Consider the following 17,602-nt stretch of genomic DNA (forward strand, 5'->3'; position numbering starts at 1 on the left):
TTTTTGATTTATTTAAAATAATCCCCCCCACACAAAGGTTAAAATTTTATAAAAAAAGTTCAAAACCAGCAAAGACCTTTCCCGGCTTGGAATGATACCATGTGGTTGCACATAAAAAAAGGAGAGGCGTTCATCGCCACTCTATTGTAAGCGCTATCTAATTTCTACTCTAATCAGTGCTAAATGACCCGCATCACATGAGGAAAGGGGAGCTTCATATGAAAAAAGGAGCTGTTGTCGTCTGGCTTCTGGTTTTGGCCTTGATGCTTTCAGCCTGTAATTTGGCGGAGAGTGGAACAGGCAGCAAGGAAAAAGGCTATGTGGGCATTTCCATGCCGACCAAATCGTCCGAGCGTTGGGTAGGAGACGGGGAGAATATGGTCCGGCTGTTTCAGGAGCAAGGCTATAAAACGGATTTACAGTATGCCGAGGACGTGGTGGAAAACCAGATTGCCCAAATTGAAAATATGATTACCAAGGGCGTAAACGTTATGGTGGTTGCTTCCGTGGATGGGAACACGCTGACGGACGTCATCCAGAAGGCGCATGACCGGGGGATTCAGGTCATTTCCTATGACCGGCTGATTCGGAACACGCCGTATCTGACGTACTATGCGACCTTCGACAATTTTCAGGTGGGCGTGCTACAGGCGGCGTATATTGAGAAAAAGCTGGGACTCAAGGAAGGCAAAGGTCCCTTCAACGTAGAGCTGTTCGGCGGTTCACCGGATGACAACAACGCGTATTTTTTCTTTAACGGCGCGATGTCCGTCCTCAAGCCATACATCGATTCCGGCAAACTCGTTGTGCGCAGCAAGCAAATGACGATGGCGCAGATCGCTACGCTGCGGTGGGATGGAGCTTTGGCCCAGTCGCGGATGGATAATCTGCTGAGTGCCTACTATTCGGGAGCGAATCTGGACGCGGTGTTATCCCCGTATGACGGAATCAGCATAGGTATTATTTCATCCCTCAAAGGGGTTGGCTACGGATCAGCGAACAAGCCGTTGCCGATCATTACGGGGCAGGATGCGGAGCTGGCTTCGATCAAGTCGATTGTGGCCGGGGAGCAGACGCAAACCGTGTTCAAGGATACCCGCAAGCTGGCAGAGCAAACAGTTGTGATGGCCAACAGTATTTTACAGGGCAAGCAAGCGGAAGTGAATGATGCCAAATCGTATAACAACGGAATAAAGGTAGTTCCTGCTTATTTGCTTGATCCGATCTCGGTAGATCGGACGAATGTCGAGAAGGATATTGTTGGCAGCCATTATTACACCAAGGAGCAAATCGGACTGAAATAAGAGCAGGCTATTCAAACCGAAAGGAGTGTATCCCATGACTGGAATCATTTTGGAAATGAAGGGAATTACCAAGACCTTTCCCGGCGTGAAGGCGTTGGAAAATGTAAACCTCAAGGTCAAGGAAGGCGAGATCCATTCCCTGTGTGGTGAGAACGGTGCGGGCAAATCGACGCTGATGAAGGTACTGAGTGGTGTATATCCGCATGGAACCTACGAAGGGGATATTGTTTTCCAGGGTAAAACTTGCGAGTTCAAGGACATCAAGCAGAGCGAGGAATTAGGGATCGTCATTATCCATCAGGAGCTGGCGCTGATCCCGTATCTCTCGATTGCGGAAAATATTTATCTGGGCAACGAACGCGCCAGCGGCGGCGTGATTGATTGGAAAGAGACTTTTGTCGGCACCCGCGAGCTGCTGTCCAAGGTGGGTCTGAGCGAAAATCCCAATACCTTAGTTACGAACATCGGGGTCGGGAAGCAGCAACTGGTTGAAATTGCGAAAGCGCTCTCTAAAAAGGTAAAGCTGCTCATTCTCGATGAGCCGACAGCGGCGTTGAATGAGGACGACAGCGAAAACCTGCTTAATCTGATGCTGGAATTTAAAAGACAGGGCATTTCCTGCATTCTGATCTCCCACAAGCTGAATGAGGTCGCCAAGGTATCCGATTCGATCACGATTTTGCGGGACGGAAAGACGATTGAGACGCTGGATATGAAAAAGGATCAGGTCACAGAGGACCGGATTATTAGCGGGATGGTTGGACGTGATCTGACCAGCCGTTACCCGGAGCGCCATGCGGAGATTGGCAAAGTTATTTTGGAAGTGAAGGATTGGACGGTGTATCACGAGCATCATGCGGAGCGCAAGGTGCTGGATCAGGTGAACTTGAACATCCGGCGAGGTGAAATTGTCGGCATTGCCGGATTGATGGGAGCGGGACGGACGGAGCTGGCGATGAGTATTTTCGGCAAATCGTATGGACGCAATATTTCCGGTCAACTGATCAAGGGAGGCAAGCCGATCCAGAACAACACGGTTACGGACGCGATCAACAACGGCTTTGCCTATGTGACCGAGGATCGCAAGGAGTATGGCCTCATTCTAATGGACGATATCAAGCGTAATATTTCGCTGACTGGCCTGAACAAGCTGACAAAGGGTGTTGTCGTCAATGAGCAGGAGGAAGTCGTCGTTGCAGAGGAAATGAAAAAAAGTATGAACATCAAAGCGCCGAGCATTTTACAGAAAACGGGTAATCTGAGTGGCGGCAATCAGCAGAAGGTGGTGCTGAGCAAATGGATTTTTGCCGGGCCGGATATTCTGATTCTGGATGAGCCGACGCGCGGCATTGATGTGGGCGCCAAATATGAAATTTATACGATTATTCATCGACTTGCCGCCGAAGGCAAGGGTGTGCTGGTTATTTCGTCCGAGCTGCCAGAGGTGCTGGGCTTGTGTGACCGGATTTACGTCATGAACGCCGGGCGGATTACCGGAGAGGTTAGCCGTGAGGACGCGTCGCAGGAAACATTGATGAGATATATGACCAAGTCGGGAGGCGTGAAGCATGGAAACCATAACTAAATTATTTAAAAATAACATCCGCCAATATGGCATGATGATTGCGCTGGTCGTCATTATGATCCTGTTCGAGGTACTGACGGGCGGCCTGCTGCTGAAGCCGATTAATATTACAAATCTGATTTTGCAAAACAGCTACATTCTCGTGCTTGCTATCGGGATGGTGCTGGTCATCATCACGGGGCATATTGATTTGTCTGTCGGCTCGATCGCCGCTTTTGTCGGAGCAGTGGCCGCCATCATGATGGTGGATTGGCAGCTTCCGGCGTGGATCGCCGTGATTGCATCTTTGGTAGTCGGAGCGCTGATCGGCGCATGGCAAGGGTTCTGGGTCGCCTATGTGCGGATTCCGGCCTTTATCGTTACGTTGGCGGGGATGCTGCTCTTCCGTGGCTTGACCATGATCGTACTGGAAGGTCAATCCATCTCTCCTTTTCCGGGTGGCTTTCAGAAAATCAGTTCTGGCTTCCTGCCGGATTTTGCTTCCTCGGGTTATAACCTGGTATCCGTCATTGTCGGCATCGCGCTCACGGTATGGTTTATCGTCAACGAGCTTCGCGAACGCCGTTCCCAGCTTAAATACGGCTTCGAGGTTCCGTCACAGACTCTATTTGTACTCAAGCTGATTGTGGTAGCTGCTGTCATCAATCTGTTCACCTTCATGCTCGCGAGCTACGCGGGAATCCCGAACATTCTCGTTCTGCTGTTTATTCTGATCGTCGTATACTCCTTCGTGATGAACCGCACGGTTATGGGCCGTCATGTGTATGCGCTGGGTGGAAATGAAAAGGCGGCGGGTCTGTCCGGTGTCAAAACGAAAAAAGTAACGTTCTGGGTATTCGTCAACATGGGCGTGCTGGCCGCCATTTCCGGTCTGATCTTCGCTGCACGTCTGAACGCAGCTACGCCGAGAGCAGGTACGAACTTTGAACTGGATGCCATCGCGGCTTGCTTTATCGGCGGGGCTTCGGCATCCGGCGGGATCGGAACGGTTTTTGGAGCGATTATCGGTGGTTTGGTCATGGGCGTACTGAATAACGGCATGTCCCTGATCGGTCTGGGCATTGACTGGCAGCAAGGTATCAAGGGTTTGGTGCTGCTGCTGGCGGTTGCCTTCGATATTTACAACAAAAACAAAAGATCAGCCTAAGCTTCATATTCCAGGATTGTACAAAAAGAACCTCCAGTCCCACTTGAAATGTGGATGCTGGAGGTTCCTTGTTGGTTCGTTTTTGAGGCTAGCGGAGCTTATTTATCAGATAAGCTTTCTCCATCTACCAAAATATGCACACGCTCACTCAGTCCTTCGTTGCGTATATGTTCGGATAGCTCTGTTCGGGTGAGCAGACAATGATTGATCGCCTCCATGTGGACAGCCACTACTTGTGTATAAGGGGCGTATTGCGCAACCGTCGTCACATCCTGTGCAGTCATCGTAATTGGATCACCCACTGTGAACCGCGCTCCTCCAGCATTCACAATCGTCCACTCCGGATGGTGCTTGTCGAGAGCTTCTGCTACTTCACTGCACCAGATTGTGTCCCCGGCCAAATAGACAACAGGCTCGTCCGGAGCCTGAAATACAAAGCCCGATACGGGGCCCATCTGTTCGCCGATTTCTCCAGTACCATGATGCCCGGTTGTGCGGATGATCTCAATTCCTCCCACAGAACCAACCACCCAAACTGGAGTTACCTGCGTAAAACCGTCAGCAGCGATCTGTTCTTCATTTCCGGGCTGGCAGAGGACAGGGAGCTGTTTGTCCAGCCATTGCGCTGCTGCCGGGTCCCAGTGATCCGGGTGCAAATGCGTAACGATAACAACGTCAGGCTGTCCGAGCGTTTCCCATTGTGGCGGCAAAGGAACCAACGGATTGCGACGGTCGTTCTCCGTATTCGGGATAGGGGGATTTACGCCAGGCTCGCTCAGCATCGGGTCGATCAGGAATTTTACTCCACCATATTCTAACCATAGGGTTGCATTGCGGATCAGTGTGATTTTCATATTTGGAATCTCCTTTTAGTTGGACAGATTAATTTTTAGCCGAATATTTTCGGCAGTTGTTTGTTTCTGTTACAATCATATCTGATGCAAGAAGCTACAGGCTACGGCCTGCTGAAAGGAAAACAAGAATTCTCGTTTCATCATGAAAGGAAAAATGGCTATGGAACTATTCGTACCCGATGACACTGATCTGCGCATTCTTCATCATCTGATTGAGGACAGCTCTTTATCGCACAAGGAGATTGGTCTGCTTGTACATCTTACGGGCCAAGCGGTAGGAGCGCGTGTTCGAAAAATGCAGGATGCAGGCATCATCGAAGGCTATACGCTACGCTGGAACCCTGAAAAAATGGGGCAGACCATTCATGCCTTTATTACGGTGTTTTTGAATTCGGGAACCGTTCATAGTGCTTTCCAGGCATTCGCACGGAAGCATCCCTCTATTATTGAGATTCATCGGGTTAGTGGGGAGGGCTGTTACTGGATGCGCTTGCGCATGTCGTCACAGGAAGAGCTAAATACCATGCTTGATGAACTGACGCAGTACGGCAATTACAAGCTAAGCTTTTCGTTAGGAGAAATAAAATGATAAAAGCCCCCGGCTGGTGCTGGGAGCTTTTTGTTAGAGAGGACGCATAGGGATTAGCTATGCAGGCTCATTTTTAAAATATGTTGCAAGCCGTGCGATCCTATCCTGGTGTTGCCCTCATCTTTAAAGCCGCATTTGAGATACAGATTGTAAGCAGGCAGGTTACGGGCGTTGACACCCAGCACGACTTCACGAACATGTGGGAAATACTCGGAGATATATGGGGGCAGTAGAAGCAGCCCTTTTTTAGCGTATCCTTGTCCCTGATCTGCGTAATGAATAGAGAAAGCACGCAGCAACAGAGCCTCGGAAGTATTCGTATAGTCCGTCAGCTCATCTCCACCGTACAAAATGAAAAATCCCACCGGTCTTCCGGCAGCCGTAATGACGACAGGATGGCGGTGCGGGTCTCGCTTGGCAAGTGCCAGCATTTCATCCGGCATTCCTGTAAACTGCTGCTGATCCTCAGGCAGATAAAACGTATGTAAAATGGCATCATGCTCACAATGGTAAGGTACAAGTTCTACGTCAGTGGTAGAGGAGGGCTGTGAGGTGCATGTAGGTTTATTCATGGTTATACTCCGATCCGTACGTATTTTTAACATACTATAACATCTCATTGACTTTATCAGTTGAACTAAAAAATGTACAAAAAGAGAAACCCGAACTCTCCTCACTTACGTATTACCCATTACATAAACAAGCATGGTTAAAAGGAGACGTGTACTTCTATGAAGCAGGCTGCACAATATCGTGAAAGTCAGGATCTATTGCGTCATGAGCTGAAAGCCATTGAGGCGTGGGAGAAGGCGCAAAAGGATATTTTTTTCTGGGAAAAGCTCGGCAGATGGCCCTTTATGCTACTGGATCGACTGACACCCAAAATGATTAAGGACAAGCTGGAGCAACTGCTTAATGAGCTGGGAAGCTTTATTCAAAACGGTGGTAAATATCTGGTGAAAGAAGAAACGGTTCTGAATAAGCTGAAAAGGACGGCCCGTGAACACGTGATTCGGCAAAAGGGCGCGGATTCCACTTCTGATACGCAGGATCGGCTTCATGATGGGGAGAACGTTGATTCGGACAGTAGTTCTGAACCGACGTGGGGATTGAAGCAGGCGGCTGATTTGCCCCTGACGATCATGGATCAGACCGCTGACGATATGATATCAGGCCGCATCACCTTTGCTACCGCTCAGGGAGCAACAACGGGGATCGGCGGTGTGTTTACCATTGCGGCGGATATTCCTATTTTGCTCGGCTTGTCGCTCAAGGTACTTCAGGAAATGGCGTTGTGCTACGGCTTCAATCCTGATGAGAAGGAGGAACGCATATTTATCATTAAATGTATGCAATTCGCTTCATCCGATATTGTGGGCAAAAAGGCTGTGCTGGAGGAACTGGCCTTGTTTGATGATCCTTCACGCCAGGCGCAGGTCTTTTCCCAGATGCAGGGATGGAGAGAAGTCGTTAATACGTACCGCGATCAGTTTGGATGGAAAAAGCTACTCCAGATGGTCCCGATTGCGGGCATTTTGTTTGGCTCCATTGCAAATCGAAATGCTATTCGTGACGTAGCTGAGGCGGGTAAAATGCTATACAGGAAGCGCCGTATTTTGTTACGTTTGGCGGAAGAAGAGAGCTGACTGGATGATTCGGGATACAAGAGGGGATGCTTCTTGGCTTGCTAGGGGAATCAGGTTAGGCAATTACGAAGGTGTGAAGCGGCCGGGATGGCCGCCACACGCTTGCCTGTTACACTTCGGCTCCGTTTTCTTCGGCCCAGCGGTTCAGGGTTTTATCTGTAGGAAGCAGGAACGTCAAAATGCCGAGCAGCGGCAAAAAGCCGCATAGGAACATGATGTTGGTGATGCCTACTTTGTCGATCCAGTTGCCGAGCACAAGCGCACCTACCCCACCAAGGCCAAAAGCGAGGCCCGTGATCAGACCGGAGACGGTTCCGATTTTGCCGGGTACGAGCATTTGAGCATATACGACCGTAATCGAAAAGCTCGACAGCATAATAAATCCGATAATCGGCAACAGGATAGCCGTCCAGAATTGGTTGGCGTAAGGCAACAATAGCGCGAGAGGCGCGGCCAATACCATGGACAGGAAAATCATGTTGCGTTTACCAAAACGGTCTGCCAGTGGACCGCCAAAGAAGGTGCCTAGCGCACCAGCTCCGAGAAACAGGAAAATGTACAGTTGTGCATCAGCCAGAGGCATTTTAAACACTTCCATCAGGTAAAACGAATAGTAGCTTCCGACCGAGGTCGAATACCACGAACGGACGAATACCAGCAGAATGAGAACAACCATGGCAAACATAATACGGTTGCGTACTTCGGGCTTCATCTGGCGTGCCGCCGCTTTTTTACGTGCATAGCCTTCCGTGCGCAGGACGTTACCATACCAGCGGGCGATGAACGACTGGACCACAATCCCGGCCGCAGCAATACCTGTGAACCAGATGGCGCCAAATTGCCCTAACGGGATAAAAATCCAGCTCGTAAGCATGGGTGCCAGCGATTGGCCCGCATTGCCGCCAACCTGGAAAATAGACTGAGCCAGCCCCCGACGAGGTCCGGCCGCCATGTGCGATACCCGCGAGCCTTCCGGGTGAAAGGCAGCCGAGCCCAGGCCCACGAAGATGACCGCGATGAGCACTGCTTTATAATCGGCAGCATAGGCGAGCAGCAGCATGCCTGTCAGCGTAAAGCCCATGCCGATCGGAAGGATCGCGGGCGTAGGTCTCTTATCCGAAAACAAGCCAATGACTGGCTGCATGATCGAAGCTGTAAAATTGATGGCGAATGAAATCCAGCCGATCTGCGTGTAGCTCAGGCTCATGGATTCTTTTAAGATCGGAAAGATCGCAGGAATGACCGATTGAATCGAGTCATTGAACAGATGGACGAAGCTGATGGCAATCAGAATCGCAAAAACGGTGCCCTTCGCTTGAGGTCCCGGCAGAGGGAGCAATTGGCCCGCTTCTTTTTTTGTAGCAGATTTAGTAGTCATGGCAACCTCCGATTATGTATGTATATTTTAAGATATAGGAAGCGATCCGTTTGCAGCAAATGGCTGAAAGGGGCATAAAGGCCGCCTTTACTCGGTGGTTCTTTCCCATCCTGCTGCATACTCGCAATTGCTTGATTTAGTTGGATTCTCTACACGTCACATGGGAATTAAAACCAGATTTTCTATAACAGACTAAACAAGGGTGTCTCAAGAGTCCGTATATGCGGCTCTGGGGGTGCTCTTTTTTCTTTTAACAAAACCATGCTCTTCATTTAACAAACTTAAGATATGATTCTTTATATCATACAACTTGTTGTATAGGTGATAGCTTTGTAGAGAACGCATGAAGAGCACAAGAGAGGATATGATTTGAGAATGAAATTGTTAAGGAAACCGTTATCAGTTGCTTTATTATCTGTACCCTTACTTATAGGTTCCCTGGGTGGAAGTTATGCGAGTGCGGCAACCATACCAACAACGGTAACTGCGCCAGAGCCGTCTTGGGGATATTTCGTAGATCATTACAAAAATAATAATTCTGATAATAAGACGGAAAGTTCAAATCCGACACTCGGGTTGCTTTCCGGATTTAATAAGCTTTGGACTCCCGGCACCACCTGGGATACAGGTACCAAGCTGAATAGTAGCGTACTGGACGCCAATATTCAAAAAGTTATTGATATTGCTGCTCGCCGTACTTCCAGTGAGGCAGATGCGGCTTATTTGGATGATCGCAGAAATCAGAGCTACAGTGTGATCGATGGTCTGGGTTCGCTTACCGATGTATATCGAAAGAATGCAGGGGCAACTACAACAATCAATGACATTCCGGCAGATGCCTTGACTAAAAAATATGAAGATGCCGGAACCAATGCAGGCAGTACGAGTTCCGCTTTAGGCAATATCGTGAATTTAGTCAATACCTTGCGTGGTGATTACTCTTCGACGAGCTCGGCTAAGGCTTATTTTAGCTATCCTCGTCCGTTTCGCTGGAGCAATAATTCAGTCGTGGTTCCAACCCTGCTGCCCGCGCAAAATTCTGATCCGAGCAAGGATGGCGGTTTTCCTAGTGGTCATACCAATGCCGCGTATCTCAGCGCTTTTGCGATGGCCTATGCCGTACCAGAACGTTATCAGGAATTGATGACGCGAGCTTCGGAGCTGGGCAACAACCGTATTGTTGCCGGTATGCATTCGCCATTTGATGTTATGGGAGGGCGCGTCATGGCAACTGCGACGGCGGCTGCCATCCTGTCTGATCCGGCCAATAGCAGTTTAAAGAAAGCAGCTTATCAGGATGCTCACAGTACATTGTTAACGCAAACGGGTACAGCCTCGGATCGGTTCAGCAATTACTCTGCCAATAAAAAAAGCTATACTGAACGATTGACCTACGGATTTAGTCCAATGAACCCGACCACGACTGCAATGAAGGTGCCTAAGGGAGCTGAGGTGCTGCTAGAAACACGTCTGCCTTACCTGGACAGCACACAACGCCGTTGGGTTTTGGCTACTACAGGTCTTCCTTCCGGCTATCCTGTACTGGATGATGCTGAGGGATGGGGACGGCTTAATCTCTTTTCCGCGGCGGATGGTTATGGGGCTTTTGCCAATAATGTTACCGTGATCATGGACTCTTCCAAAGGCGGTTTCAATGCTTTGGATCGCTGGCGCAACAATATCTCCGGCGTTGGAAAGCTGACTAAAAAGGGAACAGGTACGTTGAAGCTGATGGGCAACAATACGTATTCCGGCGGTACACAGCTCGATCAGGGCATTCTGGAGGGGAATTCGGAGACAGCTTTCGGAAATGGTAGTATTGCGAATAATGGAGGTACTCTTCGTACCAATACTTCTGGCAAGCTGATCATCGGTGGCAATTACAAACAATCTGCCAAGGGCACACTTGAGCTCAACCTTCAGAGTAAAAATGATTTGCTCAAAATTAAAGGCACTGCAATACCTAATGGGAAATTGCGTCTGAATTTTTCAAACAAATATGTACCAGCTAACGGTGCCACGATCATGACTTATGGTAAACGAAATGGAGCATTTACTTCTATTGAAACCACAGGATTGCCAAGCAAGTACAAAGTGAAGGTTGTCTATAAAGCTGATAGTATTCAGTTAAAAGTTACAAAGTAATAAACTCGGTATACAACAATTGAAGTGCACCTTTAGAATTCATCGGATAACGGAAGGGTTATTCCCATGTCAATTCTAAGGGTGCACTTTGTTGTTTAATGATGAGGATATTGGGTTTTAAGTATCTTTACAATAGCAAATCATTGGTAGTGAAATTTCGTGAAATGTTAACGGTTATCTATAGTCTCCGGGTACATATCATGGTTCATCATACGGTGCTCTGCTATCTGCTCATACTTTGTTCCCGGTTTGCCGTAGTTTGTGTATGGATCAATGGAGATGCCACCGCGCGGCGTAAACTTGCCCCACACTTCGATATAACGCGGGTCCATCAGCTTGATTAAGTCATTCATAATGATGTTGACGCAGTCCTCATGGAAATCGCCGTGGTTGCGGAAGCTGAACAGATATAGCTTGAGGGACTTGCTTTCGACCATTTTGATATCGGGAATGTAGCTGATGTAGATGGTGGCAAAATCCGGCTGTCCTGTAATTGGACACAGGCTGGTGAACTCCGGGCAATTGAACTTTACAAAATAATCGCGGTACGGATGCTTATTATCAAAGCTTTCAAGAATGGCGGGATCATAGGCAAAGGTGTATTGTGTGCCTTGATTGCCAAGCAGAGTAACGTTGGTCATTTCTTCGGGTGTTCTTCCGGTCATATTGGATAAGGCTCCTTAAGTTTAGTTTGGTAAAAGGGGGAGGGAGTTATGGTGATCGGAGGGGGAAGGCGCTCCGCCATCAACACCATAAAATCCCTACTCGTTTTACATGTAGGTTGGGGCAGAAGTGAATAGTGTTCGCTCTTTTATTAAAGGAGCGCCACTTTGAGAAAGCCCGTCTTTAGAGACGAGGCTTTCTCTTTTTTATAACTTTGGATGTCGAAAGTGTACTTCAACGAATTTGGTGTAACTTTTGTATCACATACAGCTCATATGGAATATATTACTTATCAGTGCTATACGCCGCGTTTGTTGCCCCATACGAGGGTGTGGAGCTGCGGGAGTACCCGTACGTCGTTCAGACGTGAATCGTCCATGACACGGTCAATAAGCCATTCATAACGATGCAATAGGGATTCCGCAATCTGTCCGGTGTTCTCCGTGTTCACATCCGGGTTGCCAGTCTGGAGGAACAGCGGTACATGTGGATAGCGCTCGTGAACGGTGCGTGCATATGCGAGATCAATGTCATCGAATATGACGATCTTCAAGCTGCATGCTCCGTGGTAAAATCTCACTGATTCATTAGCAGCTTCCTTCGTGCACGTTGCGGTAGAGAAGTTGGACGCTGACGAGGGCTCTCCAGTTGCCTTCCAATCAGTAATCTTCCGATTTGACAGGCGGGCTACGATGTCATCCAGCACGTCCCAGTTGGTTGACATACCAGAGCTGGGCGGCTTGGGTGACAGGGTTACCTCGTCGATATCATACAGCCATTCCTGCCAGCGGGAGCCTTGTGTTTCGACAGCGTTGGCAATGCCTTGGCTGCGCAGCAGCGTGATTAGCTCTCCAAGCTGCGGCAACAGGGCCGGGTTGCCCCCGGATAGGGTCACATGTGAAAACCGTGTGCCACCGATGGCCTGAAGCTCCTGCCAAATGTCTGTGGCGCTGAGACGACGGATCTGATCCTTGGCGCTGCCGTCCCAGGTAAAGGCGGAATCGCACCATGAGCAGTGGTAATCGCAGCCTGCGGTACGAACAAACATCGTTTTGCGCCCAATGACCATGCCTTCGCCCTGAACGGTAGGACCAAACACCTCCAGTACAGGGATAGGGGCTGTTTTTGGGCCCCGGGAAGGTGCGGCTGTTTGGTGAGTCGCCGTGATATTACTCATCCAGCATCCACTCCCGTCGGAATTCGGCGTAGCTGGTAGGTGTTTCGAACAGCCGTACAAATTCAGTGCGCCCGCCTTCCACACGATGGCGGTATGCTTCCGAGGTTAGGGCGGACTCCATTTGTTCGAAGATCCAGACGACCATATTTTCCGCCGTTGTATTCATCGGGGGCAGCGTCTCATTCAGATAGTGGTGATCCAGATAAGGCTCAATCCGCTCCTTCCAGATCGTTTTGATATCACCAAAATCAAGGGTCAGACCGATTTCGTCCGGTATGCCGCTAATGCCGAAAACGACGATATAAGTATGTCCGTGCAGATTTTTGCATTTGCCTTCGTAGCAGTGCAAATGGTGTGCTGCATCGAACGTAAATTGCTTGCTGACCAGTACACGTTTGCGATGATAACGCAGCTGGGAGCGTTCAATGTCCGTCCCGAACTGCTGGAGCTTGTCGACGATACGAAAGGGGCCCGGCTCACGCATGGTCTTCAACTCCTTGCGACGAAGCTCCGCGTACAGCCAGATACTGTTCCAGCCCGGCGCGGCGCAGTTTGCAGGCAGGGCATTCGCCACAGCCGTCGCCAATGACGCCGTTATAGCATGTTAGTGTACGGGTTCTCACAAATTCAAAGGCTTCCAGCTCATCGGCCATTTGCCAGGTTTCGGACTTATTCAACCACATGAGCGGGGTATGAATGACAAAGGGATAGTCCATGGAAAGATTTAAAGTAACGTTCAGCGATTTGATAAAAGAATCCCGGCAATCGGGGTAGCCGCTAAAATCCGTCTCGCATACGCCTGTGATCATGTGACGGGCTCCTTTTTGTTTGGCGAGCACTGCTGCGAAGCTGAGGAATAGCAGGTTGCGGCCGTCTACAAAGGTGCTGGGCAGCTCGCCTTCCTGCTGAGTAATGTCAATGTCGGTGCGTGTGAGGGCATTGGGGGCTAATTGATTGAGCAGGCTCATATCCAGTACCGATTGCGGAACACCCAGCTCGTGGGCAATCCCGGCCGCTACTTCGATTTCCTGCTTGTGGCGTTGACCGTAATCGAACGTCACCGTTTCTACTTCGGCAAAATGTTTTTTCGCCCAGAATAAACAGGTGGTGCTGTCTTGGCCGCCGCTAAATACGACGACCGCTTTTTCGTTTGCAAACATAAAAAAACCTCTCGATCTTCTTGGAATGGTGTAAGACACAGGGTCTTGTCACATGGAAGAAGGAGAGTTCTTGAACCGACTTCAACAAAAAACAGGCCTTGCCCCGCGATTATTTTTCATGCGGAGGACAAAGCATCGTTAGTTTTTTATAGAGGGAGTTCGCGAACCTCTCCCATGCATGGAGCATGGACTTTCTTCATTTGGTGTCTGACAGAGGACAGACGCCTTCATTATAGCATGGCAGAGCTATTTGATAAACACTCCGCCAAATGGAATGACTTCCCTTAAAAAGCGTTTGATCACGCCATCGTCGTTCATATCCTGCTGGAGCCGTCGATGATGCTCACCCGCATGAAAAAGCACAGTACCGTGTCCGGTCATTTTAAAATGATAATTCATATGCTGGCTGGCCAAATGGTTGCCATACACTGTCAGCTCCAGCTTGGCGTTTTCGGGATAGGCAATGACGCTGCTTGCATCGACATACATCGGCTCTGTTGGATGAAGCTGTTCCTGGCATACCAGTCCCTGAGTCAATAGACCGATCTGGCCGATGCCATCGAATTTCATTTTAATGACATCCCGACTGAACAACATGTTTTTCATGCTCAGCAGCTTGGTGCGCATATGGATACCGGAGCTGTACCAGAACAGGTTGCGAAAATCGTATAGCAGATCGTCGCCTCCTTCCAGCTCAATCATTTTCAGACTGAAACCGGGAGGAAGTGCGGCAATGAGGCGGCAAGCTCCTGTAAAATCGGCCTGAATCAGCTTGTGCTTGCGGTACATGCCTTTAATATTCATCAGTTTGTCACTACGGCCTGAGCTGGGTCCGCGGTACGCGATGATTTGCTGCGGGTGAAGAACATGCAGCTTTTCGCCCTCCGCCAGATCAAGCGTTACGACAGAACCGACACTTTCATCATGGTGTTGTCCTGCTTGTATGTCCATTCTGACCTTTCATCCTTTCAGGGGGCTAGTATCTTCCCGAACGTCGACGCATCCCGTAACGCAATAGGCGGATACCGATAAAATAACCAGCCAGCAGAATGACAGCTGTGAGGATCAGCATCTTGTTACGGTGTGAAGCCTGATCGCGCTGAACCTGAAGATTTTTCAGTTCGGTGACGGTGTCAGTCAGCTTGCGATTTTGCTCTAATAGTTGAGCGTTTTGCTCCTGATAAGCCTCAATGCTGCTACGGGCCTTTTGCAGCTCTTCCTGCGTTTGCTTATAGCTTTCCTTGAGCTGATATACATCGCCAGGCAGTCGGGAAAATTGCTCAAAGCCCTGGTATACATCATCCCAGTAGGCGGCATGTGCTCCCGGAACTCCGTTTCCGCCAAAAATAAACAGAAGCGCTACAGCAGCGCAGACGACACGGCGGCAGAAAGCAAAGCGAGAAATTTGTCGTATCAAGAGATCTTCCTCCTTCTGATGCACCAAGATGTTAAATGATAAGCATAATTACCCATATCTTATGGTTACGCATAGTGTAATGATTAGGGTTCAAAGTTTAGAATAACAGGATGACAAATCCGGGAGGAATATTTACAAAAAAAGTCGATATTTTAGTTTAAGTGTACCTCAAAACGGGTATATCAAGGAAGCAACTACATTCCGGTAATTTTCTGGGGAGCACGTACAAGAGCCAGCCCTATTTGATGAAGAACAGAAATGAGTATAAATATATTAAGCAAGAATATAGAAGGAGAAATGAACGATGAACGAAAAGGAACAAACCTATAAAACGTTAAAAATAACGGTAAACGGAAAGCCTTTGTCGAAGGAACTAGTGGTGGACAGTATAACTTTTGCGCCTGTTCCCGATATTTTCACAAAAGCGAATGTTTCTTTGACAGAAACTATGATATCTTAGCTTTATATATGAAACGAGACTATAATGCAGCCCGGCTTACGCCGGGCTGTTTTTGCGTAATCATGCAATTTAAATGGGTTAAAATGTTATTTATTGATGTACTCCCCCTTTCCTATAGATTACCATGTATAATTTTCGGTAACGAACATATGTTCCCTGACAATATAGTGTCAGATAACACTGTTAATTTAGAGTTACATGTTCTTTTAGGGGGAATTTACCAGTGGTGAAGTCAATGATTAACGTAACGTACACATGGGACAAAGAGTCTATATCTGCGAATGGGTCCGAGCAAGTAAATCTGCTGATAGAATGGGGCCATGGGGCTATACGTAAAAGAAAAGGGACTTTAATGCCGAAAACAGTTGGATGTGACCTGCAACTCCGGTTCATTCCAGAGAGTGGGGTAAATCTATTAAAAGTGGATGGGGCCAGGCTCAGCTTCAATCGCTCGGAAGACGGAGAGTGTATGCTTGTTCACTGTGGTGATATGCGGAGGGGGAAGTATAAGCAGGCAATTTTGTCCTTTTCTATACCGGCCCACTCTTCCGGAAGACATATCATTGGATTGATGGAGTGGAGCTGGTGTAAGCCAACTCAGGAAAAAAGGACGCTGATTCGAACGGATCAGCTCTATATCCATTACACGCATCATCTCGGTCTGCTGAGCATTCCAATCAACCCGAAGGTGGAAAAATACATAAAGCTGAATGAGACGGCTCCTGTTGTGAAGAAAGTATTGCGTATGTACGAGAAGGGGGAACAGGAGCGAGGGGCGTTTGTGCTTACCAGACAAGCAGATGAACTGCTTATACGGGCGGCGAGAACAGAAGACATGGAATATCTGCAGGAAGCCGAATTACTCTTTGCCGTACGCAATAAATGGAATGGGACTTTTGGATTATTTGAAACGTATAGTTCTAAAGTCTTTGTTAATAATGGGATAGCTGTAGAGGATGTTCGCTTTACCGAAATTAATATTTTAAAGTAGGCAATTATGCTAGTTTATTTATGTAATATAGTGAGTCTAATTTACTATCTTTTTGTAAAGGAGAGACTTCCTTGACTGATCGGTTGATACGGTTAATGCGGATTATTACTATTGTTCAGGCAAATCCGGGGATATTGGCAAGAGAGCTTGCCGAACGTTGTGAAACATCAGAACGCACCATTTACCGAGATATGGAGGCTCTAAGCGCTATGCATATTCCGATAGCCAATATGGGACATGGCAAAGGATACATATTTATTAGTAACTTCGCCTTGTATCCTCTCAATTGGACGGAAGAAGAGGCACTGGCTTTTGCCAGGCTGGGGGATGTCATGGAAACCGTAAAGCCTCTTTTACCACCAGCTTTTGAAAGTGCTTATGAGAAAGTGATGGCCTCCAGTCAGAAAAAAAAGATGGACCAGACAAGCTTCGCGCAGGAAATGAAAAATATCGTCCGGCTCGGCTCGACACTTGAGCGGGAAAACCAGCCCTATCTGCTCAGGCTGATTGTTTTGGCAAGTCTTACGCAGCAGACCATTGAAGCGGAATACAGTTCGCCTCAAAATGAAGATGTATCATTGGTTCAGATTGATCCTTATTGTCTGGTTCCACAGGATCGGCGTTTTTATATGCTTGGTTTTTGTCACAAGCAAGCCGCCATGAGAACCTTTCGGATCAGCCGCTTTCGAAATATGAGGATTTTGCCGTATACGTTTCAGAAGAATACTTATGAAATGGAAATGTTTTTTAAGGGAACCTGGTCGGTTACCAAGGGAGACCAGAATATCCGTTTTGTGGTAAGGTTTTCTGCTGGATCTGTATATCGGGTCAAAGAAGAGGAGCTGTTCATCAAGCCTTTTCTCAAGGATTTGCCGGATGGAAGTCTATTGTTTGAGGTAACGGTTAATCATGATGGTGAATTTCTGGACTGGCTCACTCAATATGGAGCGGAGGCGGAAATTTTGGAGCCTTTGCGATACCGCAAGCGAATGCAGGAAATGCTGCGAACCTGGGGGGCATTTTATTCCGATAAAAAGGCAGGGAATCACGAATGACAAGGGGTGATAGATCCCCCGGAACGGGCCG

Annotated in this window: 18 protein-coding genes and 1 riboswitch; of the genes, 9 read left to right on the forward strand and 9 right to left on the reverse strand. The window is 48.3% G+C overall.

The window, feature by feature from the left end; all coding sequences use genetic code 11:
• Nucleotides 1-218: 218 nt before the first annotated feature.
• From chvE to mmsB, 3 genes are read left to right on the forward strand one after another with little or no spacing between them, the layout of a single operon-like run.
• Nucleotides 219-1,304 (forward strand): multiple monosaccharide ABC transporter substrate-binding protein, encoded by a 1,086-nt coding sequence (chvE, locus tag ABIA61_RS11165; RefSeq protein ID WP_404580729.1) that lies wholly within the window; start codon nt 219-221, stop codon nt 1,302-1,304.
• A gap of 34 nt (nt 1,305-1,338) precedes the next feature.
• A complete protein-coding gene (gene mmsA, locus ABIA61_RS11170; protein ID WP_404580730.1) occupies nt 1,339-2,889 on the forward strand; it encodes a multiple monosaccharide ABC transporter ATP-binding protein in 1,551 nt (516 codons plus the stop codon).
• Nucleotides 2,873-4,036 carry a multiple monosaccharide ABC transporter permease gene (gene mmsB / locus ABIA61_RS11175; protein ID WP_404580731.1) on the forward strand — a complete coding sequence of 388 codons (1,164 nt, stop codon included), beginning with the start codon at nt 2,873-2,875 and terminating at the stop codon, nt 4,034-4,036. Before mmsA ends, mmsB begins: the two co-directional genes overlap by 17 nt.
• Before the next feature lie 98 nt (nt 4,037-4,134).
• Here mmsB and ABIA61_RS11180 read toward each other — a convergent pair whose 3' ends face one another.
• On the reverse strand, nt 4,135-4,890 hold the full coding sequence (locus ABIA61_RS11180; RefSeq protein ID WP_404580732.1) for an MBL fold metallo-hydrolase: 756 nt from the start codon (nt 4,888-4,890) through the stop codon (nt 4,135-4,137).
• 160 nt (nt 4,891-5,050) lie between these two features.
• Here ABIA61_RS11180 and ABIA61_RS11185 point away from each other — a divergent pair, with 160 nt between their 5' ends.
• Complete coding sequence (locus tag ABIA61_RS11185) at nt 5,051-5,479, forward strand: Lrp/AsnC family transcriptional regulator (RefSeq protein WP_404580847.1); 429 nt, start codon at nt 5,051-5,053, stop codon at nt 5,477-5,479.
• A 53-nt stretch (nt 5,480-5,532) separates the two neighbouring features.
• Here the strand turns inward: ABIA61_RS11185 and ABIA61_RS11190 are convergent, their stop codons facing one another.
• On the reverse strand, nt 5,533-6,051 hold the full coding sequence (locus tag ABIA61_RS11190; RefSeq protein ID WP_404580733.1) for a GNAT family N-acetyltransferase: 519 nt from the start codon (nt 6,049-6,051) through the stop codon (nt 5,533-5,535).
• 159 nt (nt 6,052-6,210) lie between these two features.
• Here ABIA61_RS11190 and ABIA61_RS11195 point away from each other — a divergent pair, with 159 nt between their 5' ends.
• Nucleotides 6,211-7,125, forward strand: a complete 915-nt coding sequence (locus ABIA61_RS11195) for an EcsC family protein (protein ID WP_404580734.1) — start codon at nt 6,211-6,213, stop codon at nt 7,123-7,125.
• A 109-nt stretch (nt 7,126-7,234) separates the two neighbouring features.
• On the opposite strand, the gene ABIA61_RS11200 is transcribed toward ABIA61_RS11195, so the two are convergent.
• Nucleotides 7,235-8,503, reverse strand: a complete 1,269-nt coding sequence (locus tag ABIA61_RS11200) for an MFS transporter (RefSeq protein ID WP_404580735.1) — start codon at nt 8,501-8,503, stop codon at nt 7,235-7,237.
• A 375-nt stretch (nt 8,504-8,878) separates the two neighbouring features.
• Here ABIA61_RS11200 and ABIA61_RS11205 point away from each other — a divergent pair, with 375 nt between their 5' ends.
• Nucleotides 8,879-10,648 (forward strand): acid phosphatase, encoded by a 1,770-nt coding sequence (locus ABIA61_RS11205; RefSeq protein WP_404580736.1) that lies wholly within the window; start codon nt 8,879-8,881, stop codon nt 10,646-10,648.
• Nucleotides 10,649-10,815: 167 nt separating this feature from the next.
• Here ABIA61_RS11205 and queF read toward each other — a convergent pair whose 3' ends face one another.
• From queF to ABIA61_RS11235, 6 genes are all read right to left on the reverse strand, one after another.
• Complete coding sequence (queF, locus tag ABIA61_RS11210; RefSeq protein WP_283654917.1) at nt 10,816-11,313, reverse strand: preQ(1) synthase; 498 nt, start codon at nt 11,311-11,313, stop codon at nt 10,816-10,818.
• A 296-nt stretch (nt 11,314-11,609) separates the two neighbouring features.
• Nucleotides 11,610-12,488, reverse strand: coding sequence for a 7-carboxy-7-deazaguanine synthase QueE (gene queE, locus ABIA61_RS11215; protein WP_404580737.1), 879 nt, complete (start codon nt 12,486-12,488; stop codon nt 11,610-11,612).
• The gene (gene queD / locus ABIA61_RS11220; RefSeq protein WP_283654919.1) at nt 12,481-12,972 is read right to left on the reverse strand and encodes a 6-carboxytetrahydropterin synthase QueD; all 492 of its coding nucleotides are present in this window, start codon (nt 12,970-12,972) and stop codon (nt 12,481-12,483) included. The genes queE and queD overlap by 8 nt, the downstream gene beginning before the upstream one ends.
• Nucleotides 12,965-13,648, reverse strand: a complete 684-nt coding sequence (gene queC, locus ABIA61_RS11225) for a 7-cyano-7-deazaguanine synthase QueC (RefSeq protein WP_404580848.1) — start codon at nt 13,646-13,648, stop codon at nt 12,965-12,967. Before queC ends, queD begins: the two co-directional genes overlap by 8 nt.
• 132 nt (nt 13,649-13,780) lie before the next feature.
• Nucleotides 13,781-13,824, reverse strand: a riboswitch (PreQ1 riboswitch).
• A 70-nt stretch (nt 13,825-13,894) separates the two neighbouring features.
• A complete protein-coding gene (locus ABIA61_RS11230) occupies nt 13,895-14,599 on the reverse strand; it encodes an AIM24 family protein (protein ID WP_404520359.1) in 705 nt (234 codons plus the stop codon).
• Between the two features lie 25 nt (nt 14,600-14,624).
• Nucleotides 14,625-15,065 carry an SH3 domain-containing protein gene (locus ABIA61_RS11235; protein WP_283654921.1) on the reverse strand — a complete coding sequence of 147 codons (441 nt, stop codon included), beginning with the start codon at nt 15,063-15,065 and terminating at the stop codon, nt 14,625-14,627.
• A gap of 304 nt (nt 15,066-15,369) precedes the next feature.
• Between ABIA61_RS11235 and ABIA61_RS11240 the strand changes: the two genes are divergently transcribed.
• From ABIA61_RS11240 to ABIA61_RS11250, 3 genes are all read left to right on the forward strand, one after another.
• Nucleotides 15,370-15,525: a hypothetical protein gene (locus ABIA61_RS11240; protein WP_283654922.1), complete on the forward strand. Its 156-nt coding sequence runs from the start codon at nt 15,370-15,372 to the stop codon at nt 15,523-15,525.
• Between the two features lie 223 nt (nt 15,526-15,748).
• The gene (locus tag ABIA61_RS11245; RefSeq protein ID WP_404580738.1) at nt 15,749-16,516 is read left to right on the forward strand and encodes a hypothetical protein; all 768 of its coding nucleotides are present in this window, start codon (nt 15,749-15,751) and stop codon (nt 16,514-16,516) included.
• A 71-nt stretch (nt 16,517-16,587) separates the two neighbouring features.
• Nucleotides 16,588-17,571: a helix-turn-helix transcriptional regulator gene (locus tag ABIA61_RS11250; RefSeq protein WP_283654924.1), complete on the forward strand. Its 984-nt coding sequence runs from the start codon at nt 16,588-16,590 to the stop codon at nt 17,569-17,571.
• The last annotated feature ends 31 nt before the right edge of the window (nt 17,572-17,602 follow it).

The sequence above is a fragment of the Paenibacillus sp. RC21 genome, from assembly GCF_044907935.1.
GTDB classification, from domain to species: domain Bacteria; phylum Bacillota; class Bacilli; order Paenibacillales; family Paenibacillaceae; genus Paenibacillus; species Paenibacillus terrae_A.

Excerpts from the sequence above, each read along its gene's own strand:
- queE (WP_404580737.1), bottom strand. The coding sequence starts at position 12,488 with ATGAGTAATATCACGGCGACTCACCAAACAGCCGCACCTTCCCGGGGC.
- ABIA61_RS11205 (WP_404580736.1), top strand. The coding sequence starts at position 8,879 with ATGAAATTGTTAAGGAAACCGTTATCAGTTGCTTTATTATCTGTACCC.
- ABIA61_RS11240 (WP_283654922.1), top strand. The coding sequence starts at position 15,370 with ATGAACGAAAAGGAACAAACCTATAAAACGTTAAAAATAACGGTAAAC.
- queD (WP_283654919.1), bottom strand. The coding sequence starts at position 12,972 with ATGCGTGAGCCGGGCCCCTTTCGTATCGTCGACAAGCTCCAGCAGTTC.
- queC (WP_404580848.1), bottom strand. The coding sequence starts at position 13,648 with ATGTTTGCAAACGAAAAAGCGGTCGTCGTATTTAGCGGCGGCCAAGAC.
- chvE (WP_404580729.1), top strand. The coding sequence starts at position 219 with ATGAAAAAAGGAGCTGTTGTCGTCTGGCTTCTGGTTTTGGCCTTGATG.
- ABIA61_RS11200 (WP_404580735.1), bottom strand. The coding sequence starts at position 8,503 with ATGACTACTAAATCTGCTACAAAAAAAGAAGCGGGCCAATTGCTCCCT.
- mmsB (WP_404580731.1), top strand. The coding sequence starts at position 2,873 with ATGGAAACCATAACTAAATTATTTAAAAATAACATCCGCCAATATGGC.
- ABIA61_RS11190 (WP_404580733.1), bottom strand. The coding sequence starts at position 6,051 with ATGAATAAACCTACATGCACCTCACAGCCCTCCTCTACCACTGACGTA.
- queF (WP_283654917.1), bottom strand. The coding sequence starts at position 11,313 with ATGACCGGAAGAACACCCGAAGAAATGACCAACGTTACTCTGCTTGGC.
- ABIA61_RS11185 (WP_404580847.1), top strand. The coding sequence starts at position 5,051 with ATGGAACTATTCGTACCCGATGACACTGATCTGCGCATTCTTCATCAT.
- ABIA61_RS11195 (WP_404580734.1), top strand. The coding sequence starts at position 6,211 with ATGAAGCAGGCTGCACAATATCGTGAAAGTCAGGATCTATTGCGTCAT.
- ABIA61_RS11180 (WP_404580732.1), bottom strand. The coding sequence starts at position 4,890 with ATGAAAATCACACTGATCCGCAATGCAACCCTATGGTTAGAATATGGT.
- ABIA61_RS11230 (WP_404520359.1), bottom strand. The coding sequence starts at position 14,599 with ATGGACATACAAGCAGGACAACACCATGATGAAAGTGTCGGTTCTGTC.
- mmsA (WP_404580730.1), top strand. The coding sequence starts at position 1,339 with ATGACTGGAATCATTTTGGAAATGAAGGGAATTACCAAGACCTTTCCC.